26 protein-coding genes are annotated in these 24,076 nt (G+C 36.5%); 21 read left to right on the top strand and 5 right to left on the bottom strand.

Going from position 1 to position 24,076, the window contains the following annotated elements; all coding sequences use genetic code 11:
* Positions 1-307 precede the first annotated feature (307 nt).
* Entirely contained in the window at positions 308-541 is a 234-nt protein-coding gene (locus tag ACJ2A9_RS05895; RefSeq protein WP_441420687.1) for a hypothetical protein, read from the top strand.
* Positions 542-641: 100 nt separating this feature from the next.
* Here ACJ2A9_RS05895 and ACJ2A9_RS05890 read toward each other — a convergent pair whose 3' ends face one another.
* Positions 642-782, bottom strand: a complete 141-nt coding sequence (locus ACJ2A9_RS05890) for a sporulation histidine kinase inhibitor Sda (protein ID WP_441420686.1) — start codon at positions 780-782, stop codon at positions 642-644.
* Between the two features lie 554 nt (positions 783-1,336).
* Between ACJ2A9_RS05890 and yqeH the strand changes: the two genes are divergently transcribed.
* The 8 genes from yqeH (at position 1,337) to ACJ2A9_RS05850 (ending at position 7,018) form a co-directional block, all read left to right on the top strand.
* The gene (yqeH, locus tag ACJ2A9_RS05885; RefSeq protein ID WP_441420685.1) at positions 1,337-2,446 is read left to right on the top strand and encodes a ribosome biogenesis GTPase YqeH; all 1,110 of its coding nucleotides are present in this window, start codon (positions 1,337-1,339) and stop codon (positions 2,444-2,446) included.
* Positions 2,447-2,586: 140 nt separating this feature from the next.
* Complete coding sequence (aroE, locus tag ACJ2A9_RS05880) at positions 2,587-3,420, top strand: shikimate dehydrogenase (protein WP_441420684.1); 834 nt, start codon at positions 2,587-2,589, stop codon at positions 3,418-3,420.
* Between the two features lie 5 nt (positions 3,421-3,425).
* A complete protein-coding gene (gene yhbY, locus ACJ2A9_RS05875; RefSeq protein WP_441420683.1) occupies positions 3,426-3,716 on the top strand; it encodes a ribosome assembly RNA-binding protein YhbY in 291 nt (96 codons plus the stop codon).
* A gap of 176 nt (positions 3,717-3,892) precedes the next feature.
* Positions 3,893-4,489, top strand: coding sequence for a nicotinate-nucleotide adenylyltransferase (locus ACJ2A9_RS05870; protein WP_441420682.1), 597 nt, complete (start codon positions 3,893-3,895; stop codon positions 4,487-4,489).
* Positions 4,458-5,024, top strand: a complete 567-nt coding sequence (yqeK, locus tag ACJ2A9_RS05865; RefSeq protein ID WP_441420681.1) for a bis(5'-nucleosyl)-tetraphosphatase (symmetrical) YqeK — start codon at positions 4,458-4,460, stop codon at positions 5,022-5,024. The genes ACJ2A9_RS05870 and yqeK overlap by 32 nt, the downstream gene beginning before the upstream one ends.
* 15 nt (positions 5,025-5,039) lie before the next feature.
* Positions 5,040-5,399: a ribosome silencing factor gene (gene rsfS / locus ACJ2A9_RS05860; protein WP_441420680.1), complete on the top strand. Its 360-nt coding sequence runs from the start codon at positions 5,040-5,042 to the stop codon at positions 5,397-5,399.
* Positions 5,396-6,256, top strand: a complete 861-nt coding sequence (locus ACJ2A9_RS05855; RefSeq protein ID WP_441420679.1) for a CvfB family protein — start codon at positions 5,396-5,398, stop codon at positions 6,254-6,256. The genes rsfS and ACJ2A9_RS05855 overlap by 4 nt, the downstream gene beginning before the upstream one ends.
* Before the next feature lie 6 nt (positions 6,257-6,262).
* Positions 6,263-7,018, top strand: a complete 756-nt coding sequence (locus tag ACJ2A9_RS05850; RefSeq protein ID WP_441420678.1) for a class I SAM-dependent DNA methyltransferase — start codon at positions 6,263-6,265, stop codon at positions 7,016-7,018.
* A 35-nt stretch (positions 7,019-7,053) separates the two neighbouring features.
* Here the strand turns inward: ACJ2A9_RS05850 and comER are convergent, their stop codons facing one another.
* Both comER and ACJ2A9_RS05840 read right to left on the bottom strand, forming a co-directional pair.
* Positions 7,054-7,875, bottom strand: a complete 822-nt coding sequence (comER, locus tag ACJ2A9_RS05845) for a late competence protein ComER (protein ID WP_441420677.1) — start codon at positions 7,873-7,875, stop codon at positions 7,054-7,056.
* Between the two features lie 101 nt (positions 7,876-7,976).
* Positions 7,977-8,234, bottom strand: a complete 258-nt coding sequence (locus tag ACJ2A9_RS05840; RefSeq protein ID WP_441420676.1) for a DUF2533 family protein — start codon at positions 8,232-8,234, stop codon at positions 7,977-7,979.
* A gap of 114 nt (positions 8,235-8,348) precedes the next feature.
* Between ACJ2A9_RS05840 and ACJ2A9_RS05835 the strand changes: the two genes are divergently transcribed.
* The 4 genes from ACJ2A9_RS05835 to ACJ2A9_RS05820 all read left to right on the top strand — a co-directional run bounded on the left by ACJ2A9_RS05835 (position 8,349) and on the right by ACJ2A9_RS05820 (position 13,506).
* On the top strand, positions 8,349-8,966 hold the full coding sequence (locus ACJ2A9_RS05835) for a helix-hairpin-helix domain-containing protein (RefSeq protein WP_441420675.1): 618 nt from the start codon (positions 8,349-8,351) through the stop codon (positions 8,964-8,966).
* 98 nt (positions 8,967-9,064) lie between these two features.
* Positions 9,065-10,351, top strand: coding sequence for a homocysteine synthase (locus ACJ2A9_RS05830; RefSeq protein WP_441420674.1), 1,287 nt, complete (start codon positions 9,065-9,067; stop codon positions 10,349-10,351).
* 247 nt (positions 10,352-10,598) lie between these two features.
* Entirely contained in the window at positions 10,599-11,165 is a 567-nt protein-coding gene (locus tag ACJ2A9_RS05825; RefSeq protein WP_441420673.1) for a ComE operon protein 2, read from the top strand.
* 19 nt (positions 11,166-11,184) lie between these two features.
* Positions 11,185-13,506 carry a DNA internalization-related competence protein ComEC/Rec2 gene (locus ACJ2A9_RS05820; protein WP_441420672.1) on the top strand — a complete coding sequence of 774 codons (2,322 nt, stop codon included), beginning with the start codon at positions 11,185-11,187 and terminating at the stop codon, positions 13,504-13,506.
* Positions 13,507-13,590: 84 nt separating this feature from the next.
* Here ACJ2A9_RS05820 and ACJ2A9_RS05815 read toward each other — a convergent pair whose 3' ends face one another.
* Positions 13,591-13,725 (bottom strand): YqzM family protein, encoded by a 135-nt coding sequence (locus ACJ2A9_RS05815; RefSeq protein WP_441420671.1) that lies wholly within the window; start codon positions 13,723-13,725, stop codon positions 13,591-13,593.
* A gap of 460 nt (positions 13,726-14,185) precedes the next feature.
* On the opposite strand from ACJ2A9_RS05815, the gene holA reads away from it, so the two are divergent.
* The gene (gene holA, locus ACJ2A9_RS05810) at positions 14,186-15,214 is read left to right on the top strand and encodes a DNA polymerase III subunit delta (protein WP_441420670.1); all 1,029 of its coding nucleotides are present in this window, start codon (positions 14,186-14,188) and stop codon (positions 15,212-15,214) included.
* A 57-nt stretch (positions 15,215-15,271) separates the two neighbouring features.
* Here the strand turns inward: holA and rpsT are convergent, their stop codons facing one another.
* Positions 15,272-15,538, bottom strand: coding sequence for a 30S ribosomal protein S20 (rpsT, locus tag ACJ2A9_RS05805; RefSeq protein WP_441420669.1), 267 nt, complete (start codon positions 15,536-15,538; stop codon positions 15,272-15,274).
* A gap of 202 nt (positions 15,539-15,740) precedes the next feature.
* Here rpsT and gpr point away from each other — a divergent pair, with 202 nt between their 5' ends.
* From gpr to grpE, 7 genes are all read left to right on the top strand, one after another.
* The gene (gpr, locus tag ACJ2A9_RS05800) at positions 15,741-16,856 is read left to right on the top strand and encodes a GPR endopeptidase (protein ID WP_441420668.1); all 1,116 of its coding nucleotides are present in this window, start codon (positions 15,741-15,743) and stop codon (positions 16,854-16,856) included.
* Between the two features lie 190 nt (positions 16,857-17,046).
* Entirely contained in the window at positions 17,047-18,225 is a 1,179-nt protein-coding gene (spoIIP, locus tag ACJ2A9_RS05795; RefSeq protein ID WP_441420667.1) for a stage II sporulation protein P, read from the top strand.
* Between the two features lie 55 nt (positions 18,226-18,280).
* Positions 18,281-18,682 (top strand): DUF3679 domain-containing protein, encoded by a 402-nt coding sequence (locus tag ACJ2A9_RS05790; protein WP_441420666.1) that lies wholly within the window; start codon positions 18,281-18,283, stop codon positions 18,680-18,682.
* Between the two features lie 263 nt (positions 18,683-18,945).
* Positions 18,946-20,769, top strand: coding sequence for a translation elongation factor 4 (gene lepA / locus ACJ2A9_RS05785; RefSeq protein WP_441420665.1), 1,824 nt, complete (start codon positions 18,946-18,948; stop codon positions 20,767-20,769).
* Between the two features lie 237 nt (positions 20,770-21,006).
* Positions 21,007-22,155 carry a radical SAM family heme chaperone HemW gene (hemW, locus tag ACJ2A9_RS05780; RefSeq protein WP_441421035.1) on the top strand — a complete coding sequence of 383 codons (1,149 nt, stop codon included), beginning with the start codon at positions 21,007-21,009 and terminating at the stop codon, positions 22,153-22,155.
* A 106-nt stretch (positions 22,156-22,261) separates the two neighbouring features.
* On the top strand, positions 22,262-23,293 hold the full coding sequence (gene hrcA / locus ACJ2A9_RS05775) for a heat-inducible transcriptional repressor HrcA (protein WP_441420664.1): 1,032 nt from the start codon (positions 22,262-22,264) through the stop codon (positions 23,291-23,293).
* A 148-nt stretch (positions 23,294-23,441) separates the two neighbouring features.
* Positions 23,442-24,041 carry a nucleotide exchange factor GrpE gene (grpE, locus tag ACJ2A9_RS05770; protein WP_441420663.1) on the top strand — a complete coding sequence of 200 codons (600 nt, stop codon included), beginning with the start codon at positions 23,442-23,444 and terminating at the stop codon, positions 24,039-24,041.
* The last annotated feature ends 35 nt before the right edge of the window (positions 24,042-24,076 follow it).

The following is a 24,076-nucleotide window of genomic DNA, read 5'->3' as shown; positions in this document are numbered from 1 at the left end:
CAAGTTGAATCACTTAGTAATGTCAAGCCTTATCTTGAAAATCCCCATTTTTTTCACACAAAAATAATTATATACTAAATTTTTATCACTTGCATCAATGCCTAGCGTTATTCTAACCTGTTTGGATTAAATTATTAAATATGTAGAAAAACAGTGAAATTAAGAAAAAAAATTTTTTCTGTAAATGATTTTTCATCGCTATCTATAGTTACTAAAAAATAGAAAAACCTTTCCGAGTTGTAAAATCTATGTATATTTTTCTGCATTTTTTTACATCCTAAGAAGTAACACGGAAGGGTGAGACATAATGCTTAGAAAAAAAGGATTTATTGGTGTATCGATATTTACGGTGATGTTTGTCGTCGCATGGTGGGGAAATGGTATAAACGAACGTTATTATCATGTAGATCCAGAAGCAGGTGAAGGTGAATTTCAACTACTTGGAGTTGACCCGGATGAGCGCTTTATTCGTTTGGAGCCATTTAAACCAAGAGAATATATACGTGTACAGAATAGACAAGGTTTAGTACCTGTTGAGTAGTATTAAGTATTGTGGTTAAACAATATTAATGAGCGGAATGATTATCCACCTAAAAACGGTTATCCCATGCTAGGACAACCGTTTTTTCTGTATGTTCTTTTTATGATGATAATTTTAGCTTGTCCATTAATGAACGACGCTGTAATTCTTTTTTAAGGAGTTCTAAGAAATCTTTATTCAAATTTAATTCAATGGCTTTGAAGTAGGTTTCGATTAAAAGCTCATCAGATAAATTTTTCATTTTTTCCTGCCAGTTATGGCAGCTTCACCTCCTCCTTAAATCTTAAATTCCGTTCTGTGTATATTTTGTAGAAAAGTATGTCGTCTATAGGAAGTAGTAATTTCATAAAATAATAATTTAAACATTTACGTTACACAAATACTACCATGAATTGTAAAATGGAACAACCGTTCGTCTTATCCACAATTAAGAGTGGATAACTTGTGGGTAGGTTGTTTGTAACTAAATAAAATGATTAATATTCTTATGTGGATCTGTGCATAAAGTTATCCACAAGAGTAGAAAAGTATGCTATCTTGTCGAAAACTTTTAAAATTAGACATAATCCCCTTTTTTAACGTAAAAAGTTCTTCTCGAATAAAACTATTTAAAACATCTCACGAAAAGTGGTAAAGTTATAGGGAAAACTTTCCTTACGTATAAGTGAAGTTTTTTTCTGTATTATGAAGTTGAAAGCAAAAATTGAGGAAAAACTATTTACTTAATAGGCTTGGCTTATAAAGCAGGCAGGAGCTATGATTGTTTAGATCTGTAATAGTACTGGGAGGCTGTACATGGAAGAATTAAGCATTATTTGTGCTGGGTGTGGTATAAAAGTTCAAAGTGACTCTAAGGAGGAGCTTGGTTACACTCCGGCTTCGGCACTTGAAAAGGATGTTGTAATTTGTCAAAGATGTTTTCGGTTAAAGCATTATAATGAAGTGCAGGATGTATCTTTGACAGATGATGATTTTTTAAAAATTTTAAATGAACTAGGTAAGAAGGATGCCCTTATTGTTAAAATCGTGGATATTTTTGATTTCAATGGAAGCTGGCTTCCTGGATTGCACCGTTTTGTCGGAAAAAACAATGTTTTATTAGTTGGGAATAAAGTTGATCTGTTACCAAAATCCCTGAACCGAAATAAACTAATCAACTGGATGAAGCAATCTGCAAAGGAACTTGGTTTAAAACCGGTCGATGTCCACTTAATAAGTGCTGCTAAAAATGAAGGAATCATTGAATTGGCCAGTGAAATTGATCGTTTGCGGAATGGAAAAGATGTTTATATTGTTGGGTGTACAAACGTTGGAAAATCAACGTTTATTAATCAGTTAATCAAGGAATTTGGTGGCGATGAGGAACAGTTTATTACAACATCACACTTTCCAGGGACGACACTTGATATGATTGATATCCCGTTAGATGATGGGAAGTCCCTTTTTGACACACCTGGAATAATAAATCATCATCAAATGGCTCATTTTGTAGATAAAAAGGAATTAAAAACGATTACACCAAAAAAAGAAATAAAACCAAAGGTGTTTCAACTGAATGACCAGCAAACCTTATATTTTGGCGGACTTGCCAGGTTTGATTTTGTTTCGGGTAATCGTTCATCTTTTGTCTGCTATTTATCGAATGAAGTAATGATTCATCGAACAAAACTCGAAAAAGCAGATAAGCTGTATGAGGATCATGTTGGTGAATTGCTGCAACCGCCAGGACCTGAGTCATTAAAGGATTTTCCGCCTCTCGTGAGACATGAGTTTGCGATTAAAGAGGACAAAGTGGACATTGTCTATTCCGGATTAGGTTGGGTTACGATTAATGAAAGAGGAATAAAAGTTGCTGCCTACGCTCCAAAAGGAGTAGCAGTGTCGATTCGAAAATCACTTATTTAAATGTAAAATTAAAAATGTAAAATGTAAATTACCGTTTGGTTGATAAAAGGTAGTTTGTCTAAAAAGCTTCTAAGAGTTACTTCCATCAATTTTACATTTTAAATTATAAATTTTAAATTTATCTTTATGGAGGTATTTTTATGGGGAAACTTTTCGGGCTGTTTGGGCACCCGGTTGGTCATTCGATGTCACCAACTATGCATAATGACGCTTTTGCGAATTTAGGATTGTCACATTATTATCAAGCATTTGATGTTAGAGAAGAAAATTTGGAAACAGCTGTAAAAGGGGTAAGAGCATTAGGAATCTCAGGTTTTAATGTAACAATTCCACACAAAGTTGCCATCATGCAATATTTAGATGAAATTGATACTGAAGCCGAGATTATTGGTGCAGTTAATACAGTTGTTTTAAGAGACAATAAGCTAATCGGCTACAATACAGACGGGATAGGGTATGTTAGATCCCTTTTGGAATTAGTTGATAAAGAGGAGTTAAAACAAAAATCTATACTTGTTATCGGAGCAGGTGGAGCAGCAAGAGCTATTGTAACAAGCATGCTGCGCTTTGGTGCACAAAATGTATCAATTACGAACAGAACCATTGAAAAAGCCGAGGAATTAGTGGAACATTGTCGAGGGCAAAATATGAAGATCCTGTCATTAAATGAAGCAGAAAAAGGGATTGACCAATTTGAGGTAATTATTAATACTACTTCAGTTGGAATGAGCCCTAATATTGACGAAATTCCACTAGCAATTGAAAACATAAAAAAAGGAACAATTTTAAGTGACATTGTTTACAATCCTTTAAAAACGAAATGGTTAGCACTTGGTGAAGAAAAAGGTGCTATCATTCATAATGGTGTAGGAATGTTTGTCTATCAAGGGGCAGAGGCGTTTGAAATGTGGACTGATTCGAAGCCAGATTATGCAAGAATGAAGGAAATTGTTATGAAAAGACTAGGAGGGTAACCATAATGTTAACAGGGAAACAAAAGCGTTTTTTGCGTTCAGAAGCGCATCACTTGCAGCCTATTTTTCAAGTAGGCAAAGGTGGAGTAAATGAGAATATGGTCATACAAATAGGAGAAGCACTAGAGGCACGCGAACTGCTTAAAGTAAGTGTATTGCAAAACTGTGAATATGACCGAAAAGAGGTTGCCGATGAACTTAGTTCAGCAACAAAAGCCGAACTAGTACAAGTTATTGGAAATACAATTGTCTTATATAAAGAATCAAAAGAAAACAAAACGATTGAATTACCGTAAAACCAATTTAGAATTTAAAATTTAGAATGTAGAATTGTCTTAGTATAATTCAAGGAAGTATTGTCATGCTATTTCTTTTATAGTCTGGTTTTAATATACTTACTTGAATAAACTTCCTTTAATTCTAAATTATAAATCCTCAATTCTAAATTAAAAAAAGAAGGGGGCGGTTTTGGATGAAGAAGGTGGGAATTATTGGTGGGACATTTGATCCTCCTCATTTTGGACATTTATTAATCGCCCAAGAAGTATTAGAACAATGTTCGTTAGATGAGGTTTGGTTTATGCCAAGTCACATTCCACCTCATAAACAGCGAGATGATCTGACCTCTGATGAAGAGCGTAAAGAAATGGTTCAACGTGCAATTCATGATAATGAGCAGTTCAGGTTATGCGACATTGAATTAAAGCGCAATGGACCATCTTATACTATAGATACGATTAAATTATTAAAAAAGGAGCATCCCAATATCCGCTTTTATTTCATTATTGGTGGCGATATGATTGATTACCTTCCGAAATGGGTTGGCATTAAGGAATTAATTGAGATGATTACATTCATTGGGGTGAAACGCCCTGGTTATCCATCCCAGTCACCGTATAAAGGCAAAGTAGTGGAAGTTAATGTTCCTCAACTCGATATTTCATCAAGCTTTATAAGAAACAGAGTTGCCCAAAGAAAAAATATCCGTTATATGCTTCCGGAACCGGTTAGGTTGTTTTTGATGGAGAGGGGATTATATGCAAAGAAACAAGGCGTTAGAAATCGTTAAAGAGCATTTAACAGAGCATCGTTACCAACATACAATAGGTGTAACAGATACTGCGGTTATTTTAGCTCAAAGATTTGGTGCAGATATTGAGAAAGCTGAAATTGCTGGTATTTTTCATGATTATGCAAAGTTTCGGCCAATTAACGAGATGATTGAGGTCGTAAAAAAGGAACTTAAACATACAGATATTTTAGCGTACAGTTCCGAATTACTGCATGCTCCCGTTGGAGCTTATCTTGTACAAAAAGAAGTAGGAATTGCTGATGATGATGTATTGAATGCTATTCGTTATCATACAACAGGAAGAGTAGGGATGACGACGTTAGAAAAGGTAGTTTTTCTCGCAGATTATATTGAACCTGGACGACATTTTCCAGGCGTCGATGAAGTACGACTATTAGCTAAGGACAATTTAGATGAAGCGGTCATTCAGTCTTTAATTAATACAATTTCTTTTTTGATGAAGAAGAAGCAAAAGGTGTATCCAGAAACATTGGCAACATATAATGAATTAATTTCACAACGAAAAAACTAGGAGGGTATTTAGTAGATGGAGGAAAAAAATTCAATTGTTAAACTAGTTGTAAATGCAGCAGATGATAAAAGGGCGGAAAATATTGTTGCTTTAGATATGAAAGGAATCTCTCTTATTGCCGATTATTTTGTGATTTGTCATGGTAATTCTGAGAAGCAAGTTCAAGCAATTGCTCAAGAAATTAAAAAAGTTGCCCAAGAAAATGAAATTGACTTAAAACGTTTGGAAGGTTTTGACCAAGCGCGTTGGGTATTAATTGATTTAGGAGATGTAGTGGTCCATGTCTTTCATAAAGATGAAAGATTATACTATAATCTCGAGAAATTATGGGGGGATGCACCGACACTTGAATTGGAAGGTGAATTGACTCCATGAGCCTTCAAGCGGGAATGATTAAAAAGTTAGAAATAGCCAGAGAGTCAGATTTTGGCTTTTTCTTAACGGATAATAAAAACGAAGATATCTTACTCCATCGTCGTGAAGTGAAAGGAGAAGTGGCTGTAGGTGACCAAGTTGAAGTTTATCTTTATCATGATCACCAAGGCCGTTTAGCGGCAACGATGGAAATGCCTATTGTGGCTTTTGGTGAAGTTGGTTGGTTAGAGGTTGTCAGTGTTAGACGCGGTCATGGATTATTCTTATACAATGGGATATCACGTGACTTATTTCTATCTATGGATGAGCTTGATGAAGATCGTGATTTATGGCCGCAAGTAGGCGAAAAGCTACCAGTTTCTCTTACGTATGATAAAAAAGGGCGTGTGATGGCAAGACTTGTTAAAGGCGAACCTGTAGAAAAAGAGTCAAAACGTGCAAACAAATCAATCCTCAATACTGAAGTGTCAGGTACTGTGTATAATATTGGCGCTGAAGGTGCGTTTCTTTTTACAGAGGAAGGATATATTGCATTTCTTCATGAAAATGAAACGAATGAAAGACTTCGAATCGGGAAAAAAATTACTGCTCGTGTAACGTTTGTCCGAGAGGATGGGCGTATTAATATTTCAACAAAGCCTCGAAAACAGGAGAGTCAGATTGATGATGCCGAACGAATTTTAAAGCATTTAAATGAACGTGATGGCGCAATGCCTTATTGGGATAAGAGTGATCCGGAAATTATTAAAGATCGCTTTGGTATGAGTAAGGCTGGTTTCAAACGTGCAATCGGAAAGTTAATGAAGGATAATTTGGTCTACCAAGAGGAAGGGTGGACGTATTTGAAAAAGGGGTAGTCATGAATGATATACGAGAAGTTCGCCTATTTATATGACCAATTAATGAATGATGCTCCATATGATCAATGGTTATCGTATATGGAGCATCAAGTTTCTCGTTATGGAAATGGCGGTAAAAAAGTATTAGATGTCGGATGCGGAACAGGCTCCATAGCAATACCATTAGCTGTGAAACACTTTGATGTCACTGGTGTTGATATTTCAAGTGATATGCTTGCTGCTGCCCGGCAAAAGGCAGAACGGGCAAATGTGTCACTGGCTTTTTATGAACAAGATATGAGAGAATTAGATGGCTTACCTTTATTCGATGTTATTATTGTTTTTTGTGATTCATTAAATTATTTACAAACAGAAGAGGATGTAAAACAATCGCTTAGACGTTTTTATGAATTATTACATCCACAAGGGTTATTATTATTTGATATTCACTCGACTTTCAAAGTAGATGAGATTTTTCTAGGACAAACTTTTGGCAATAGTGGAGAAGAACTCTCTTTGTTATGGCAATGTTTCCAAGGTGAATATCCTCACAGTGTTGAGCATGAATTAACATTTTTTGTTCTTGATGAAGGAAATGGTCTTTACCATCGTTATGATGAAACTCATGAACAACGGACATTTCCGATTGAATCATATCAAGATTGGCTTAGTGAAGCTGGCTTTTCGACGATAGAAATAACCGGTGATTTTTCATGTCACTCTCCTACAGAAGATTCAGAAAGAATTTTTTTTACTGCCAAAAAGGAAAATCGTACATAAAGAAAGAAAAGAATAAGGAGGGATATGATCCCTCCTTATTCTCCATATTGTTTGTATACTTTCTCTTTATCTTCGCGGAATTTTGCATGAGTCTGCTGGAACAAATGATTGAATATGTCTCCCAATTCTGCTTCAAGTACTTTCAAACCTTCCCCGGTTACACCACCTGGTACGTGTACCCGCTTCTGTAATGTTGGTAAAGTAAACACTCCTTTTTCTAATAGTTTTCCTAAACCAATTATCATCTCAGTTGCCAAAAGCGTTGCTTCTTCCTTCGATATTTCTGTTTCCTGAACTGCGCTCTCAATAAAATTTCGAATGAGAAAACTAAAAAATGCCGGGCCACAGCTAGCGATATCAGAAGAGACTCTTGTTACATTTTCTTTAATTTGCAATGGGGTAGAAATATGCTCCATTAAGTCGGTTAATTTCTTTTGATCTTCTTTATTGCAACGTTTTCCAAAGGTTAATAATGATGAGCCAGCAAGTGCCCGATTTGTTATGCTTGGAATAGCCCTTGCTACTTTACATTGAACAACCTTTTCTAATTGTTCAACAGAAATTGGACTTGTAATCGAAATAATCATTTGATTATTAGATAGTTCTGATACCAACTCTTGAAGCAATGGATACATTTGCAATGGCTTTACACAAAGAAAAATTGTATCAGTATTTTGGACAACTTCCTGTGGACTCTCCATTACATGAATATTTGGAAATTCTTTTTGTAATTGTTTTGCTTTATCTAAGGTACGATTTGTAATATAAAGCTTAGATGGGGCGACGGCTAGAGAGTCAATAAAAGCACTAATCATAATGCTCCCCATACTGCCAGTTCCAATAATGCCGACCTTCACTTACATCCCCCTCCTTCACCAAAAACTACCTTTTACCTTTAAGTTTATGTGAGGCAATGAGGGAATATGATTATCGATTAGTATTGAAACTTTACATTCGTCTATTCGACTTTTGCTAAATATTCTTTAACCATTGCTTTTGTAACTGTTTTACGAAGTGGAAACCCGTATTTTTTTGATAAGCTGTTCATTTCTTCAGTTATTTGATTAATTGCCACAATTGAAAAGTCATCGCTCGAACGAGCCTCGTTAAGTGCTTTTTCAATAGCTGCTTCTCTAAGATCATCTAATCTTTGATATTCCTTTTCTGACTCCAAACGTTTATTAATTTGTTCTTGAATTTGTAAATGTACACTCATTATAACTACTCCTTTTTCCTTATTATTTCTAACAAATATTTTCTTATTAAACTACCTTGTTTACTTACCACTTTAAACGTTAAATTTTCAAACTAAAAATAGGTTGGTGCTATTATGAAACTTTCAAAGCGTGAATACTTGTTCAGTAGTGTCATTATTATTTTACTGATAGTTGTTAGTGTAAGCTTCTTTGGAGGATTTGACAATGAAAATGAGAGCGAACAGGATATTTTTTCTTTCGTTGATGAGGAAAAAACCGAAAGTAAACCAGAACCTAGTCTTGTTCATCGAGAAATGAAAGTTGTTGTAGATGTAAAAGGAGCAGTTTCCGTGGCTGGGGTATATGAATTGGCCGAAGGTAAGAGAGTGGTTGATGCTGTTGAAATGGCTGGAGGTTTATTAGAAGATGCAGATGAAAATAAGGTGAATTTTGCAGCTCTATTAGAAGATGAAATGGTTATTTATATTCCAGTTAGAGGAGAGGAAGACGTACAGTTAGTTGAACGTCAAGCGGGGAGTAGTAGTGGTGATTTAGACGGCAAAATAAATATAAATTCTTCAACTGCAGAGGAGTTGCAGCGAATACCTAGTATTGGACCAGCAAAGGCAGGGGCGATTGTATCTTACAGAGAGGAGAACGGACCATTTCGTCAATTGGAAGAATTAATGAATGTCTCAGGAATAGGAACTGCTTCATTTGAAAAGATGAAAGAACAAATTCGACTAAAGTAGGAAAATTCTGAAAGTTATATTGACAGTTCAAGTAAAGAACCTTATAATCATGCTCAATACATACATGTAATCAGTAATAAATTGAGGGGGTTATAACAGTGAGTGAGAAGAAATGGAGCTTAGAAACGATAGCAGTTCATGGTGGACAAGAGGTTGAAGGTACTACGCAAGCTAGAGCTGTACCAATTTATCAAACAACGTCCTATGTGTTCAGAGATACGGATCATGCCGCAAACTTATTTTCGTTAGCAGAACCAGGTAATATTTATACAAGAATTATGAACCCAACTCAAGATGTTTTTGAGAAAAGAATTGCTGAGCTAGAAGGTGGGGTAGCCGCTTTAGCAACTGCAAGTGGTCAATCTGCCATTACATTAGCTATATTGAATATTTGTGAGAGTGGCGATGAGATCGTTGCATCTAGTTCATTGTATGGCGGTACATATAATTTGTTTGTTCATACATTCAAAAAGCTAGGAATTACAGTTCATTTAGTTGATGGAACAGATCCAATCGCCTATGAGAAGGCGATTACTCCTAAAACAAAACTTCTTTATGGTGAGATTATCGGAAATCCGAATGGACATGTCCTTGATGTTGAAAGGGTATCAGCTGTGGCACATAAACATGGAATTCCTCTTATCGTAGATGCAACGTTTTCAACACCTGCTTTATGTCGCCCTATCGAACATGGTGCTGACATTGTTGTTCATTCAGCAACAAAATTTATCGGTGGTCACGGGACATCAATTGGCGGTGTCATCGTAGATAGTGGAAATTTTGATTGGGGTAACGGCAAATTTCCAGGTCTCTCAGAACCAGATCCAAGTTATCATGGTGTTGTCTATACAGAAGCAGTTGGTAATCTTGCATATATAATAAAGGCACGTGTTCAGCTTTTACGTGATATGGGACCAGCAATAGCTCCTTTAAATTCTTTCTTATTATTACAAGGTCTGGAAACATTACATTTACGAATGGAGCGTCATTGTGAAAATGCCCAAAAAGTAGCGGAATACTTAGATCAGCACGATTTTGTTGAATGGGTTAGTTATGCAGGCTTACAATCACATCCTTCGTATGACCTTGCCGAGAAATATTTGCCTAATGGGAAAGGAGCAATTTTGACATTCGGTATTAAAGGCGGTGTAGAGGAAGGGAAGAAGTTTATTAATGCTCTGCAATTGCATTCTCATGTAGCGAATGTTGGAGATGCTAAATCATTAGTGATTCATCCGGCTAGTACAACTCACCAACAATTAAGTGAAGAAGAACAACGTTCAGCAGGAGTTACTCCAGAATTAATTCGCCTTTCAGTTGGAATTGAAAATATCAATGATATTATTGCCGATCTAGAACAAGGCCTGGAGAAAAGCCAACAGTAAAAATCTAATGTAAAATGTATAATTTAAAATTAATAATAATTGTCAGTAATTCAAAGAAGTATTACTAATAAAAAAGATAAAATAGCCTCGTCATAATTTGACGAGGCTATTTTAAGAATGCTTTTTCTTCTTGGTTACACTTTCAATAATTTTACATTATACATTTTAAATTTTACATTATTCTTTGACTCTTTAGTTGTTCTTGTCTACACTAAGTTTTAAGATCGTAATAGTAGGAGGATTTATTGTGAAACGGATTTCATGGGATCAATATTTTATGGCACAGAGTCATTTGTTAGCGTTACGAAGTACGTGCAGTCGGCTGATGGTTGGAGCAACAATTGTTCGGGATAAGCGGATTATAGCAGGAGGATACAATGGCTCAATCTCTGGTGATGCTCATTGTATAGATGATGGCTGCTATGTTGTTGATAATCATTGTGTTCGGACAATCCATGCCGAAGTGAATGCGCTTTTACAATGTGCAAAGTTTGGGGTGCCGACTGAAGGTGCGGAAATATATGTAACACATTTCCCTTGTTTAAATTGCTGTAAGGCGATTATTCAAAGTGGTATTAAAAATGTTTATTACGCTAATGATTATAAAAATAATCCTTATGCAGTAGAATTATTTGATAATGCTGGAGTAATCGTTAAGCAGGTAGAATTAGAGGAAATGATTCTAGACCTTAAAAGTAGCGAAAAACTAGCTTTTACAGCTGAATTATTACAAAAATTAGCTAATGCAGGTGTTTCTGATGAAGAGATAAAGAAATTGTATGAGCAAGCAAATCAATTGTATATGAGTACTTAATTGGTAAAGGAGGAGGCTCGTGAATGGTAAATACTATCTCCTCGCTTTATCAGCAATAGCGGGGATTATCTGTTCCAATCAAGGGATGACTGGTTTCTTGATTTTTTTTATCATTATTTTATCTTTGATATGTCTTAATCAGAAGAAAAACAAAAAGCTTATTCTTTGCGCGTTTATATTAACCTTCTTCTTTTTCTTTTTAACGAGTGAATATACACTAAAAAGAAATATATCAAATCTCAATCAATCTGAAACGACATTTGTTGGTAAAATCTCTTCCATTCCTGTCATTGATGGTGATAGGATCTCCTTCCTTTTTCAATTATCCGATTCTGAGACACTGCAAACTCTATATTACGTAAAGAATGAACGAGAAAAATTGGACTTAAAAAAGATAACATACGGAATGACATGTTATGTTGAAGGTGAGCTTCGTCCTCCTTCACAGGCAACAAACTTTTATGCTTTTGACTATCAACAATACTTGAGTCAGCAAGGTATTCATTGGATTTTGACCCCACGAACGCTTTCCTCTCGAAAATGCCTGACAATAGATGTTACTCTATTTGACCAACTGCAAAAATTCCGCCAGCAAGGCTTACAGAAAATCGAAGAAAATTACCCCGAAAGTATAATAGGAATTGTTTCAGCCTTAGCTTATGGAGAAAGAAGAGACATTGATAGTGAGTTACTTTCAGCTTATCAATCATTGGGGATTATTCACTTACTTGCCGTATCAGGTCTTCATGTTGGCCTTATTGTAACGTCACTCTTTTTTCTGCTAATCAGAGTCGGAATAACAAGAGAAAGGACAATAGAAATACTTATTATTCTTTTGCCGATTTATATGATTGTAGCTGGAGCGGCACCATCGGTGATCCGTGCAGCGAGCATGACTATTGTTGTCTTACTTGCACTTCGATTTCGTAAGGCGCTACATCCTTTGGATGGTATCAGCTTTGTATGCCTCCTCCTCCTATTTATAAATCCGTATTATCTATTTCAACTTGGTTTTCAACTATCATTTATTGTTAGCTTTGCATTAATTGTTTCAGCATCAACAGTGTGGTTAAAATATACGAATTATTTTTCTCGGCTAATGGCCATAACAATGATTTCACAACTTGTTTCTTTTCCAATCATTCTATATCACTTTTATGAAATTTCATTGTGGAGTCTGCCGTTAAATCTCTTTTTTATTCCTTTTGTTTCAATTTTTATTCTTCCAGCCTGCTTACTTTCACTCCTGTTAGTCAGTGTTTTGGAACCGTTAGCACATATTTTCATTATTGGATTAGAACGATTACTGCATATTGCCCATTCTCTATTGCTGTATATAGACGGAATGGCTGTTGGACATTTGCTGTTTGGCAAACCTTCAATTCTTATCCTTTGTATATTTTATTGCACTATTTTTTATGGGTTCATCTGTTGGGAACGAGGGAACGGGAGAAGGAGATATATTAAACCTCTAGTTCTATTTGTTCTCGTTTGCTTCATTCAGTGGTATAGTCCTTACTTGTCGGCATCGGGGGAAGTTACCGTGTTAGACGTAGGACAAGGGGATAGTATTTTTATTGAGCTTCCTTATCGAAAAGCAGTATATTTAATTGACACAGGTGGTTTGGTAGGTTTCGGGAAAGAAGAACGATGGCAGAAGCGAAAAAAGGAGTTTGAGGTTGGCAGGGATATTGTACTTCCTTACTTGAAAGCGAAAGGTATCAGGAAACTAGACCGAATTATTCTGACGCATGGCCATTATGACCATATAGGTGGGACAAGTGCTGTTATAGGAAACGTTAAAATAGACGAAATTCTTTATAGTTACCGTTCTGACTTCAATGACTTTGAAAAGGAATTGCTGGCTTTTGCTCGGAAAGAAGGTGTTCAGGTGCGATTTATTTGGGAAGGTGAACAGTGGGAGGTCAGTGACTCACAATTTTATGCCGTAGCGCCAACAGGAAAAGAGATGACGATTAATGATTCATCGATTGTATTGTTTGCGAAGATAGGCGGGTTAACGTGGTTATTTACTGGTGATTTAGAGGAACAGGGGGAAAGACGCCTTATATCAGCTTACCCTGCATTGTCTGTTGATGTATTGAAGGTCGGTCATCATGGTAGCAGGACCTCTTCTACAGTCGAATTTATTGACCATATTACACCCAAAATGGCCATTATATCAGTAGGGAGGAACAACAGGTTTGGCCACCCTCATGGAGAGGTCATCGATTATTTTAATGAACAAAATATTAAGGTTATGAGAACCGATCAAGACGGAGCAATTCGTTTTCAATTTAAAGGAAACAAGAGGTCAATTGAACGTGCTGTTAAACATTAACAAAAGAAAGGAGGTTACAATCATGTAACCTCCTTTCTTAGGTGCAGTATATTGCACTTTTTGGACCTTCATTCCTTGCTGTTTTTACCCAAATAAAAACTTAATAATTGTTCCAATTGCAAAGATTGTAGTAAAAAAGCCGAAGGAAACAATGAAGGCTACAGCGGAATCGATTGCATCGTTACGTTTACTTTGAACTTCATGTTCAAATTGATTCATCTAGCACCCCTCCTATAACAATCTTAGTATAAGCGAATACATACGAAAAATCTACATAATCAAAAAAAACTTTCCCATCCTTTGTCAAGAACCTCGAAAAAATGGCAAAACAATGACGTTTTTTATCAAGTTTTCATTCTAACTTTCCATAAAACGGGCGGAAAATCAACATCAAACGTTAGCTGATCCTATAAGTAATATTTTATTTTATATCAATCTTCCTTGATTGTAAAGAGTTGTCACATATAGTTTGGAGTTGCATAGGATATCATAACTATTACAATCAAATAAGTTCATGATTATCGTCATTGGAGGGATGTCCTAGGCTCCTTACTCTGACGTTTATCATAAATGGGGAATTGATACTTGCGTTATCAATTTCCCTTTTTCATTTCTTCTCAGCACTTGTCAAAAAAAGAATGAAAAGTTACGATAAGTTGGTAAAGGTGTGTGAGAAAAAATGTCTTATATAGATCTTCAGAAAAAGATAAAAAGGAAGCAGATTTCACCTGTCTATTTGTTTTTTGGAACTGAACAATTTTTAATCGAAGAAACCCTTCAGACACTTCTCAATGCAACTCTTCAAGAAAGTGAAATGGAGTTTAATTTATCGGTGTATGAAATGAAGGAAACTCCTGTTGATGTCGCTATTGAGGATGCGGAAACGTTACCTTTCTTTGGTGAAAAAAAAGTCGTCCTTGTTAAGGATGCCTACTTTCTAACTGGAGGTAAGGAGCAAGCTAAAATTGAACATAATATTAAGCGATTAGAAACTTATGTTGAAAATCCGGTTCAGGAAACAATATTTGTTTTGATAGCTCCTTATGAAAAGCTGGATGAACGAAAAAAAATTGTTAAATTGTTAAAACAGCATAGTGAGCAGCTTAACGCGAATTCTCTTGATGAAAAAGCAGTGAAAGAATGGATACATACGTATAGTCAAGAGTATCAGATCGACATTCCTGAAATAGCAAAAGACAGATTAATTCAACTCGTCGGACTCAATTTAATGATGATAACAAATGAGTTAGAGAAATTAACGATTCACGTTGGTATTGGTGGCGTAATCGATGAAAGTATTGTTGAAAGTCTTGTTGCAAGAACTGTGGAACAAGATATATTTGCCCTCGTTGATCATATTGTACATCGTCGCTTGGAAAAAGGATTAAGAATTTTTTATGATCTATTAAAACAGAAAGAAGAGCCAATTAAAATTTTGGCTTTACTTGCTAGGCAATTTCGAATTATTTATCAAGTGAAGGAGCTAGTACGTCGGGGGTATTCGCAAAAACAAATTGCTGGACAAATAAAGCTTCACCCTTATGTAGTAAAACTGGCTACTGACCAAGGACGTTTATTTCAAGACAAGGAGCTTCTAGGTTTTTTAGACCAATTGGCAGAAGCCGATTTTAAAATGAAGACAGGTCAAATGGAGAAGCAGTTAGTGTTGGAGTTATTTATTACGGGACTTTTTAAAGTTAAAAATTAAAAAGATATAACAAAAAAACGACTCTGTGAGTCGTTTTTTAATACGCATTTTTTTATCTTACGCAGATACTTCGTTTAATTTTTTCGCTAAACGAGATTTTTGACGAGATGCCGCGTTTTTATGGATTAAGCCTTTGTTTGCTGCTTTATCTAGCTTTTTGGTTGCAACCAAGAATGCTTCTTTCGCACCTTCAACTTCTTTGCTTTCTACTTTTGTTTCGAAAGTTTTGATAGCTGTACGAAGAGCAGATTTAATGGCAGCGTTATGAGCACGACGCTTATCGCTTACTTTTACACGTTTAATAGCTGATTTAATATTAGGCATACCTTTCACCTCCTTGATGCAACCGTTAATTGCGAATATGAATACAACACATTGCATTGTATCAAAATCAAAGGATAATTGCAATAGGAGAATAAAAGCTTGTGTACTGGAAAAGCTAAGAAAATAAGAAAAGTTATAGAATGGTAAAAATATTTAATGATTAAAGGTTTTTAATTAATAGAGGCATCAAGAGGTGATAATTATGGCAGATAATTTAGATCTTGAAAAATATAATGTGCGAACCGATTTAGCGGTGGAGGCACATCAATTAGCAGTGGAAGAAGGAGAACAACAAGGGCAAAACCAAAGTACGATTGATGGAGTAGTGATTAAAGAGCGTAATATTGATGGAATCGATATTACGACTGTAGAAATTAGCGAGCAAGGTGCAGCAAGATTAGGGAAAAAATCCGGTAAATATTTGACATTAGAAGTCCAAGGGATTCGGCAAAAAGATACTGATTTACAAGAAAAGGTTCAGGAAGTTTTCGCAAAAGAATTCTACCATTTTTTAAATGACTTAGGGATTAAGGAGGATGCAAGTTGTCTAGTTGTTGGCTTAGGAAACTGGAATGTAACACCAGATGCACTAGGACCGATTGCTACTGAGAACTTATTGATAACAAAACACTTATTTGATTTGCAACCTGAACATGTGTCGGAAGGGTTCCGCCCTGTAAGTGCCATCTCACCGGGGGTAATGGGCATAACAGGGATTGAGACGAGCGATATTATCTATGGTGTGATTGAAAAGACAAAGCCTGATTTTGTCATTGCTATTGATGCATTAGCATCAAGATCAATTGAAAGAGTAAATTCAACGATACAAGTATCGGATTCAGGCATCCATCCTGGGAGTGGTGTTGGTAATAAGCGAAAAGAATTAAGTAAAGAGACGTTAGGAATTCCTGTAATCGCAATTGGAATTCCGACGGTTGTTGATGCTGTTTCCATTACTAGTGATACGATTGACTATGTTTTAAAGCACTTTGGCAGAGAAATGCGTGAAGGAGGAAAGCCATCAAGGGCATTAACTCCGGCTGGCATGACATTTGGTGAAAAAAGAAAATTAACCGATGAAGACATGCCTGATGAAAACCAAAGACAAACAATTATGGGGATGATCGGCGGACTTGCTGAAGACGAAAAGCGTCAATTAATTCGGGAAGTACTTGCCCCGTTAGGACATAATTTAATGGTGACTCCGAAAGAGGTTGATGTTTTTATCGAGGATATGGCAAATGTAATTGCCCAAGGCTTAAATGCCGCCCTACACGGTGACGTCAACCAAGGAAATGTAGGGTCATATACGCATTAAAAGATAATTTAGAATTAAGAATGTAGAATTTAGAATTAAAAACCTTTGTTGGTATTTCAAGGATGCTTCCTGAAAGAACTTTCAATACAATTCTAAATTCTAAATTATACATTCTAAATTTAACTTCTTTGTTCTACCTTCCAAACTCTGTGCATATAGTGTTGTACAGATGCTTTGAAAGGGTGAGGACATGCGTGGAGGGCGCTATAGTGGCTTTACCGTTACGCTAAACCGGACAAGTTTAAAAAGGGTTGCGGTACTTTGTATTGTAGGAATTATGGCTTTGTTTATTATTACTGGGATGTTGACCTCGTTAGAGCCTGGATATAATCTCTCATCTTCGTCAATTCATGAGTGGACAACCCACCTCTCAGGTGAGGCATTGGTCTATTTAATTGGGACAGAAAATCCCTATTTTACGCAAGTATTACCAGAGGATAGTTCACCACCAAAATTATCGGCAATTGCTTTTGAAATGGCGACAAGTATAAATCCTGATGATCCCCGGAGTTTATTAGGGCGGGAGTTACCTGGATTTGCACTCTATGATGGGAAAATCATTGTTGCCGGTGAGGGGACGGACTATACAACAATGCCAATCGAATCGCCTCCGCCTATGGAAGTTATGATGGCAGAGAGAGAAGCTTCGATGGAAAGTCTGGAAAAACTGGACAAGCAAGCTCCAGAAGAAAAAGTGACACCACCAATGACAACAGAGGGTAGAAAAGTCGTTTATATTACGCATTCACATAACAGGGAATCGTTTTTACCGGAATTAACTGATGCCACCAAACCTAATGAAGCATGGCATTCAAAAGTAAATATTACATTGGTTGGTGAAAGGCTAGGTCAGGAACTTGAAAAACGAGGGATAGGTACAGAGGTTGACAAAACTGATATTGGGGCTATGCTAACTGAACGTGGATGGCAGTATGGGAAGTCGTATGCTGCTTCACGAGAAGTTGTTAAATCGGCAATGGGCGCAAATGAGGATTTGAAATTTTTCTTTGATTTACACCGTGATGCTCAAAGAAGAGATGTTACCACCGTTACCATTAATGGTGTAACATATGCCAAGACCTTCTTTGTCATTGGAGAAGATCATAAAAATTATGAGCAAAACTCGAAGTTAGCTAAACAATTACATGATGCATTAGATAAAAAGTATCCAGGTTTAAGTCGAGGGGTTGTAGCTAAAGGCGGAGCTGGTACGAATGGGATTTTTAATCAAGATCTCTCACCAAATTCAGTCTTAATTGAAATTGGCGGGGTTGACAATAGTTTAGAAGAAACATTTAGAACAGCAGAAGCACTGGCTGAAGTCATTAGTGATTTTTATTGGGAAGCAGAGAAAGTGAATAGTGAATAAGTTGAAAGTTAAAAGGTGAAAGTGATACTGATACTGATACTGAGGAGGGGTAAGGATGGTAAAGTTTTTAATGAAATGTTTTATGTTGACGACAATTTTACTGTTTGGTGTCCTCCTCGGTATTTATCAAGCAAACAATGGCTTTATGCAAATGCAGGGACATATAGCTGAGACAGTTGTGGCAAAAGAATCGCGATCCTCGCAATCAATGAATGTTCAAGAAAAAAATCAAAATGAGAAGAAGGCAAATGAAATAAAACCAAAAGCAAAAAAAGAAGTTGAAAAAGTGACCAGCCATGATTTGCAAGCAAAACAAAAACAGCTAGAAGAAATTCAAGCGTTCAATTTCTTTTCACAACTTGGTTTTCAAATTTCAGAGTTATTTTCAAAAGGATTTTCAACATTGTTAACGCAATTCACATCGGTGGTTGATAAAGTATTAAGTTCCTTCGGCTAAAAGTACTGCAACTTTTCAAAAGGTGTGGTACTTTTTTGTTTTTCGCCTTATGTGTTGGAGCTTTTGAAAAAGAATGTTAAGTTCTTCAAAAATAATTATTTCATACGGTCAACCATTTATGTTGAATCATAGGTAAGCAATTGATATAATTTAAAATAGTGTATTTTGACGATTTTTCAGAATGGAAACGAAACGGACGATATAATTGGTTATATGATCGTGATCATACTATTGGATCGTCGCTTTATAGGAGTGATCATCAGATGAACAGAGAAGAAAGATTAAAACGACAATCGAGAATTCGAAACTTCTCAATAATTGCCCACATTGACCACGGGAAATCTACATTAGCTGACCGAATTTTGGAAGCTACGGGTGCTCTTTCAGATCGTGAAATGAAAGACCAAGCATTAGATGCGATGGATCTTGAGCGTGAGAGAGGAATTACAATTAAGTTAAATGCAGTGCAATTGAAATATAAAGCCGATGATGGTGAAGAATATATTTTCCATCTTATTGATACTCCTGGTCATGTGGACTTCACATATGAGGTTTCCAGGAGTCTTGCCGCATGTGAGGGTGCCCTTCTCATTGTTGATGCTGCTCAAGGGATTGAAGCCCAAACGTTAGCTAATGTCTATTTAGCTCTTGATAACGATTTAGAAATTTTACCTGTTATTAATAAAATTGATTTACCAAGTGCAGAGCCTGAGCGTGTTAAGCAGGAAGTTGAGGATGTTATAGGGCTCGATACGTCGGATGCGGTGCTTGCTTCGGCTAAAAACGGTATCGGGATTAAAGATATTTTAGAACAAGTCGTTGAGAAAGTGCCTGCACCAACTGGAGATCCAGATGGACAATTAAAAGGGCTAATTTTTGATTCTTTGTATGACTCATATCGAGGAGTTGTCGTATATCTGCGGATTGTCGAAGGAACCGTTAAGCCTGGCCAAAAAATAAAAATGATGGCAACTGGGAAAGAATTTGAAGTCATTGAGGTCGGTGTATTTACACCAAAGGCAGAAAAGCGTGATGAACTGACGGTAGGTGATGTTGGCTTCTTAACAGCATCAATTAAGAATGTTGGGGATACACGAGTTGGGGATACGGTAACAAGTGCTAATAACTCAGCAGCTGAGCCGTTAGCAGGGTATCGCAGAATGAACCCAATGGTGTTCTGTGGTCTGTATCCAGTTGATACAAACGATTATAATGACCTGCGTGAAGCATTAGAAAGACTGGAATTAAATGATGCCTCACTCCAATATGAACCAGAGACGTCCCAAGCGTTAGGCTTTGGTTTCCGCTGTGGATTCCTTGGACTGCTTCATATGGAGATTATTCAAGAAAGGATCGAACGTGAATTTAATATTGATTTAATAACGACTGCGCCTAGTGTTATCTATAAAGTAAAATTAACGAACGGCGAGGAAATTACAATTGATAACCCGGCGAATATGCCTGACGCACAAAAAGTTGAACATGTAGAGGAACCATACGTTAAAGCAAGTATTATGGTGCCTAATGACTTTGTCGGTGCGATCATGGAATTATGTCAAGGTAAACGCGGGATTTTCATTGATATGCAATACTTAGACGCAAATCGGGTTACGATCAAATATGAGATTCCACTTTCTGAAATCGTTTATGATTTCTTTGATCAGCTGAAATCAAGTACAAAAGGATATGCTTCATTTGATTATGAATTAATTGGTTACAAAGTATCCAAGCTCGTCAAAATGGATATTCTTTTAAACGCTGAAAAAGTTGATGCCTTATCTGTTATTGTCCACCGTGATTCGGCTTATGAACGTGGAAAAATCATTGTTGAGAAGTTAAAAGAGTTAATTCCGCGTCAGCAGTTTGAAGTTCCGGTCCAAGCAAGTATTGGTCAAAAGATCATTGCGAGGTCGACGATTAAAGCGATTCGCAAAAATGTACTTGCAAAATGTTATGGTGGAGATATTTCAAGGAAACGTAAGCTACTTGAAAAACAAAAAGAAGGTAAAAAGCGCATGAAAAGCGTTGGAAGTGTAGAAGTTCCTCAAGAAGCGTTTATGGCCGTATTACGAATGGATGATAATTAAACGAGAATAAAAAAGGCCGCAGGGGGTAAAGTAGAGTGACCCTTTGCGGCTTTTTCTAAATTGTAAAATAAGTATAAAAATTCGCAGATGTCTAGCTCCAGCGCCTAGCCGCTCGAGGTCACTTCGGTCCGTCAAACGTGTCCAAAGTCGGGACACTTATTGTCGGGCCTCCAGTGCTTGTCGCGGCCGGACAAGGCGCTTGCGCTTTTCAAAGTAGAAAGCAGTGGTAATGTAATGATGACGAAAGCAGTTTATGTACATGTCCCTTTTTGTGAGCAAATTTGTCACTATTGTGATTTTAATAAGGTTTTCTTGAAAGGTCAGCCTCTTGAACAATATTTATCGGCTTTTCAGAGAGAGGTAGAAATGACTGTTGCTGCACAACCGCCAATTTCGATCACGAGTATTTACATAGGTGGGGGTACACCGACAGCATTAGATTCAGACCAACTTTCGCGGCTATTGAAGGTTGTTAATCAAAATTTCTTAATTAAAGGAGAGCATATCGAATACACGGTAGAAGTGAATCCAGGTACAGTAGACGAAGAAAAGTTAACAGTTCTCAAAGAAGCTGGTGTCAACCGGTTAAGTATTGGAGTGCAAGCTTTTCAAGATGAATTATTACAAACAATTGGCCGGATTCATAGGGCGAGTGACGTATATAAGACGATAGAATTAGCTAGAAAAGCAGGGTTTAACAATTTATCTTTAGACCTCATGTTTGGCTTGCCGGGACAAACAGAAGAGATGTTTAAAGAAACATTACAAACTGCATTTTCTTTATCGGTTGAGCATTTTTCTGCTTATTCGTTAAAGGTGGAAGAAAAGACAGTGTTTTATCATTTGCAGCGAAAAGGCAAGCTCTCTTTACCGCCTGAAGATGAAGAAGTAAAAATGTATGAATTATTAATTGAAGAGATGGATAAGTATGGATATGCACAATATGAAATAAGTAACTTTGCGAAAAAAGGTTTTGAAAGCCAGCATAATTTAACATACTGGAATAATGATGAGTATTATGGTCTAGGTGCTGGTGCACATGGATATGTGGATGGTGTTCGTCATGTGAACGCAGGGCCAGTTACTCATTATATTAAACATATTGAGGATGGAAATTTCCCGTATATCGATATACACGAAGTGACAAAGTCAGAAAAAATGGAAGAAGAAATGTTTATGGGGTTACGAAAGCTAAGTGGTATTTGTAAAACTGATTTCCATCGTCGCTTCGGGTTATCACTGGAGTCTGTTTTCGGTACTCAGGTAAAGAAGTTACAAGAACAGGGACTTCTATGTGATAAAGGAGATCGAGTCTTTCTAACAAAGAAAGGGATTATGTTAGGGAATGAGGTATTCGAGAAGTTTATTGGACTTTCATTAGAATAGACGCTTGTTTAGATAGCTTTTCTAGTTGACAAAGGAGGCTTCTTTTTGGTACCTTATTTATAGATTTAGCACTCGTTATCCTTGAGTGCTAACAGAGGTGATGAAGGTGTTAACAGAACGTCAGCTTTTTATATTGCAAGCAATCATTGATGATTATATTCGTTCTGCTGAACCTGTTGGGTCGCGCAGTGTTTCTAAGAGGGAAGATGTTTCCTATAGTCCTGCAACAATTAGAAATGAAATGGCAGATTTAGAAGAGTTGGGTTTTTTAGAAAAGCCGCATAGCTCTGCAGGCCGAATCCCTTCACAAAAGGGGTACCGCTATTACGTGGATCATTTATTGCTACCCCATTCTTTATCTAAGCAGGAAGTTACGAATATAAAGAGCCTTTTTACAGAAAAAATATTCGAAACTGAAAAGGTGATTCAACAGTCAGCACAAATTTTATCGAGTTTAACGAATTATACATCAATTGTTTTAGGTCCTGAGATGCTGGAAGCCAAAGTGAAGCATATGCAAATTGTACCTGTCTCAAACGAGACAGCTGTAGCAATTATTGTTACAAACACTGGTCATGTGGAGAATCAAACAATCACTATTCCAAAAGGCATGTCATTGTCAGACCTTGAAATCATGGTTAATATTTTGAATGAGCGGTTACAAGGAGTTCCACTGATTCAATTGAGCAGTAAAATTTTTAGTGAAGTCTCTGAAGTGTTAAAGGTGCATATGCGCAATTATGTACAAGTGATGTCAATGTTGAACGAATCGTTCAATAAGCATTCTCATGAAAAGATTTTTTATGGTGGAAAGACGAACATATTAACACAGCCAGAATTTCGTGATATAGAAAAAGTTCGACTCTTGCTAAATGTTTTAGAGCAAGAAGACACTATTCATCAACTATTTCGCTCTAAGTCATCAGGAATTACAGTGAAAATTGGTCATGAGAATCAAAATGAGGCCATTGAAAACTGTAGTATTATTACCGCATCCTATTCAATTGGCGGAAAGCATATGGGAACAGTTGGAGTTTTAGGTCCGACAAGGATGGAGTATCCTCGTGTCATCGGTCTACTAGATTATATCTCTAAAGATTTAACAAAAGTGCTTACACAATTGTATCAAAGAGGGTAGTAATGGTAATATTTAAATTTGACAAATAGTTATGGGAGTCTCTCCCATAACTTTCATCTGTGCAGGAAGCAGTTATCAAATGAACGAGCTATAATAAGGTACTATAGTTTTAAAAATTTGATGCTAGTAATATAGGAGGTGAATGATGATGGATCACGTTAAAGGAAATCCAACAGAAGAAAAATTTAAAAATGAAGATATAGTTGAGGAAAGTGAAGTTTCTGAGCAAGCAGGAATCGATGATGAAATTGAAACTTCCGAGACTAACGACATAGAGGAAACACAATTGACTGAAGAAGATGAAAAAGTTATCCTGTTAGGACAGCAAGTTGAAGAGCTCAACAATCGTTTACTGCGTGTTCAAGCAGATTATGACAACTTTAGACGTAGAACAAGAGAAGAAAAGGAAGCTGCTGCAAAATATAGAGCGCAAAGTCTAGTAGAAGGATTACTCCCTGTATTAGATAATTTCGAAAGAGCGTTAATGGTAACTACGGAAAACGAGGAAACAAAGTCATTACTTCAAGGAATGGAAATGGTATACCGACAACTGCAAGAAAGCTTGAAAAATGAAGGCGTAGAAGTGATTGAAACTGTAGGACAGAGCTTTGATCCTCATTTGCATCAAGCGGTTATGCAAGTTGAGTCTGATGAATTTGAATCGAATCAAGTAGTGGAAGAGTTACAAAAAGGCTATAAATTAAAGGATCGTGTTGTTCGTCCAGCTATGGTGAAAGTAAACGCGTAACATTACATATTTTATTAAGTAGGAGGAATTTTTTG

The sequence above is a fragment of the Anaerobacillus sp. MEB173 genome (genome assembly GCF_052119505.1).
GTDB lineage: Bacteria > Bacillota > Bacilli > Bacillales > JBJMAU01 > JBJMAU01.
Note: the sequence above shows the minus strand (reverse complement) of the source record. Positions and strands in the feature narration are given on the sequence as shown.

What these genes read in the sequence shown, in the direction of transcription:
- ACJ2A9_RS05895 (WP_441420687.1), top strand. Translation starts at nt 308, where the DNA reads ATGCTTAGAAAAAAAGGATTTATTGGTGTATCGATATTTACGGTGATG.
- ACJ2A9_RS05890 (WP_441420686.1), bottom strand. Translation starts at nt 782, where the DNA reads ATGAAAAATTTATCTGATGAGCTTTTAATCGAAACCTACTTCAAAGCC.
- yqeH (WP_441420685.1), top strand. Translation starts at nt 1,337, where the DNA reads ATGGAAGAATTAAGCATTATTTGTGCTGGGTGTGGTATAAAAGTTCAA.
- aroE (WP_441420684.1), top strand. Translation starts at nt 2,587, where the DNA reads ATGGGGAAACTTTTCGGGCTGTTTGGGCACCCGGTTGGTCATTCGATG.
- yhbY (WP_441420683.1), top strand. Translation starts at nt 3,426, where the DNA reads ATGTTAACAGGGAAACAAAAGCGTTTTTTGCGTTCAGAAGCGCATCAC.
- ACJ2A9_RS05870 (WP_441420682.1), top strand. Translation starts at nt 3,893, where the DNA reads ATGAAGAAGGTGGGAATTATTGGTGGGACATTTGATCCTCCTCATTTT.
- yqeK (WP_441420681.1), top strand. Translation starts at nt 4,458, where the DNA reads ATGCAAAGAAACAAGGCGTTAGAAATCGTTAAAGAGCATTTAACAGAG.
- rsfS (WP_441420680.1), top strand. Translation starts at nt 5,040, where the DNA reads ATGGAGGAAAAAAATTCAATTGTTAAACTAGTTGTAAATGCAGCAGAT.
- ACJ2A9_RS05855 (WP_441420679.1), top strand. Translation starts at nt 5,396, where the DNA reads ATGAGCCTTCAAGCGGGAATGATTAAAAAGTTAGAAATAGCCAGAGAG.
- ACJ2A9_RS05850 (WP_441420678.1), top strand. Translation starts at nt 6,263, where the DNA reads ATGATATACGAGAAGTTCGCCTATTTATATGACCAATTAATGAATGAT.
- ACJ2A9_RS05840 (WP_441420676.1), bottom strand. Translation starts at nt 8,234, where the DNA reads ATGAGTGTACATTTACAAATTCAAGAACAAATTAATAAACGTTTGGAG.
- ACJ2A9_RS05835 (WP_441420675.1), top strand. Translation starts at nt 8,349, where the DNA reads ATGAAACTTTCAAAGCGTGAATACTTGTTCAGTAGTGTCATTATTATT.
- ACJ2A9_RS05815 (WP_441420671.1), bottom strand. Translation starts at nt 13,725, where the DNA reads ATGAATCAATTTGAACATGAAGTTCAAAGTAAACGTAACGATGCAATC.
- holA (WP_441420670.1), top strand. Translation starts at nt 14,186, where the DNA reads ATGTCTTATATAGATCTTCAGAAAAAGATAAAAAGGAAGCAGATTTCA.
- rpsT (WP_441420669.1), bottom strand. Translation starts at nt 15,538, where the DNA reads ATGCCTAATATTAAATCAGCTATTAAACGTGTAAAAGTAAGCGATAAG.
- gpr (WP_441420668.1), top strand. Translation starts at nt 15,741, where the DNA reads ATGGCAGATAATTTAGATCTTGAAAAATATAATGTGCGAACCGATTTA.
- spoIIP (WP_441420667.1), top strand. Translation starts at nt 17,047, where the DNA reads ATGCGTGGAGGGCGCTATAGTGGCTTTACCGTTACGCTAAACCGGACA.
- ACJ2A9_RS05790 (WP_441420666.1), top strand. Translation starts at nt 18,281, where the DNA reads ATGGTAAAGTTTTTAATGAAATGTTTTATGTTGACGACAATTTTACTG.
- lepA (WP_441420665.1), top strand. Translation starts at nt 18,946, where the DNA reads ATGAACAGAGAAGAAAGATTAAAACGACAATCGAGAATTCGAAACTTC.
- hemW (WP_441421035.1), top strand. Translation starts at nt 21,007, where the DNA reads ATGACGAAAGCAGTTTATGTACATGTCCCTTTTTGTGAGCAAATTTGT.
- grpE (WP_441420663.1), top strand. Translation starts at nt 23,442, where the DNA reads ATGGATCACGTTAAAGGAAATCCAACAGAAGAAAAATTTAAAAATGAA.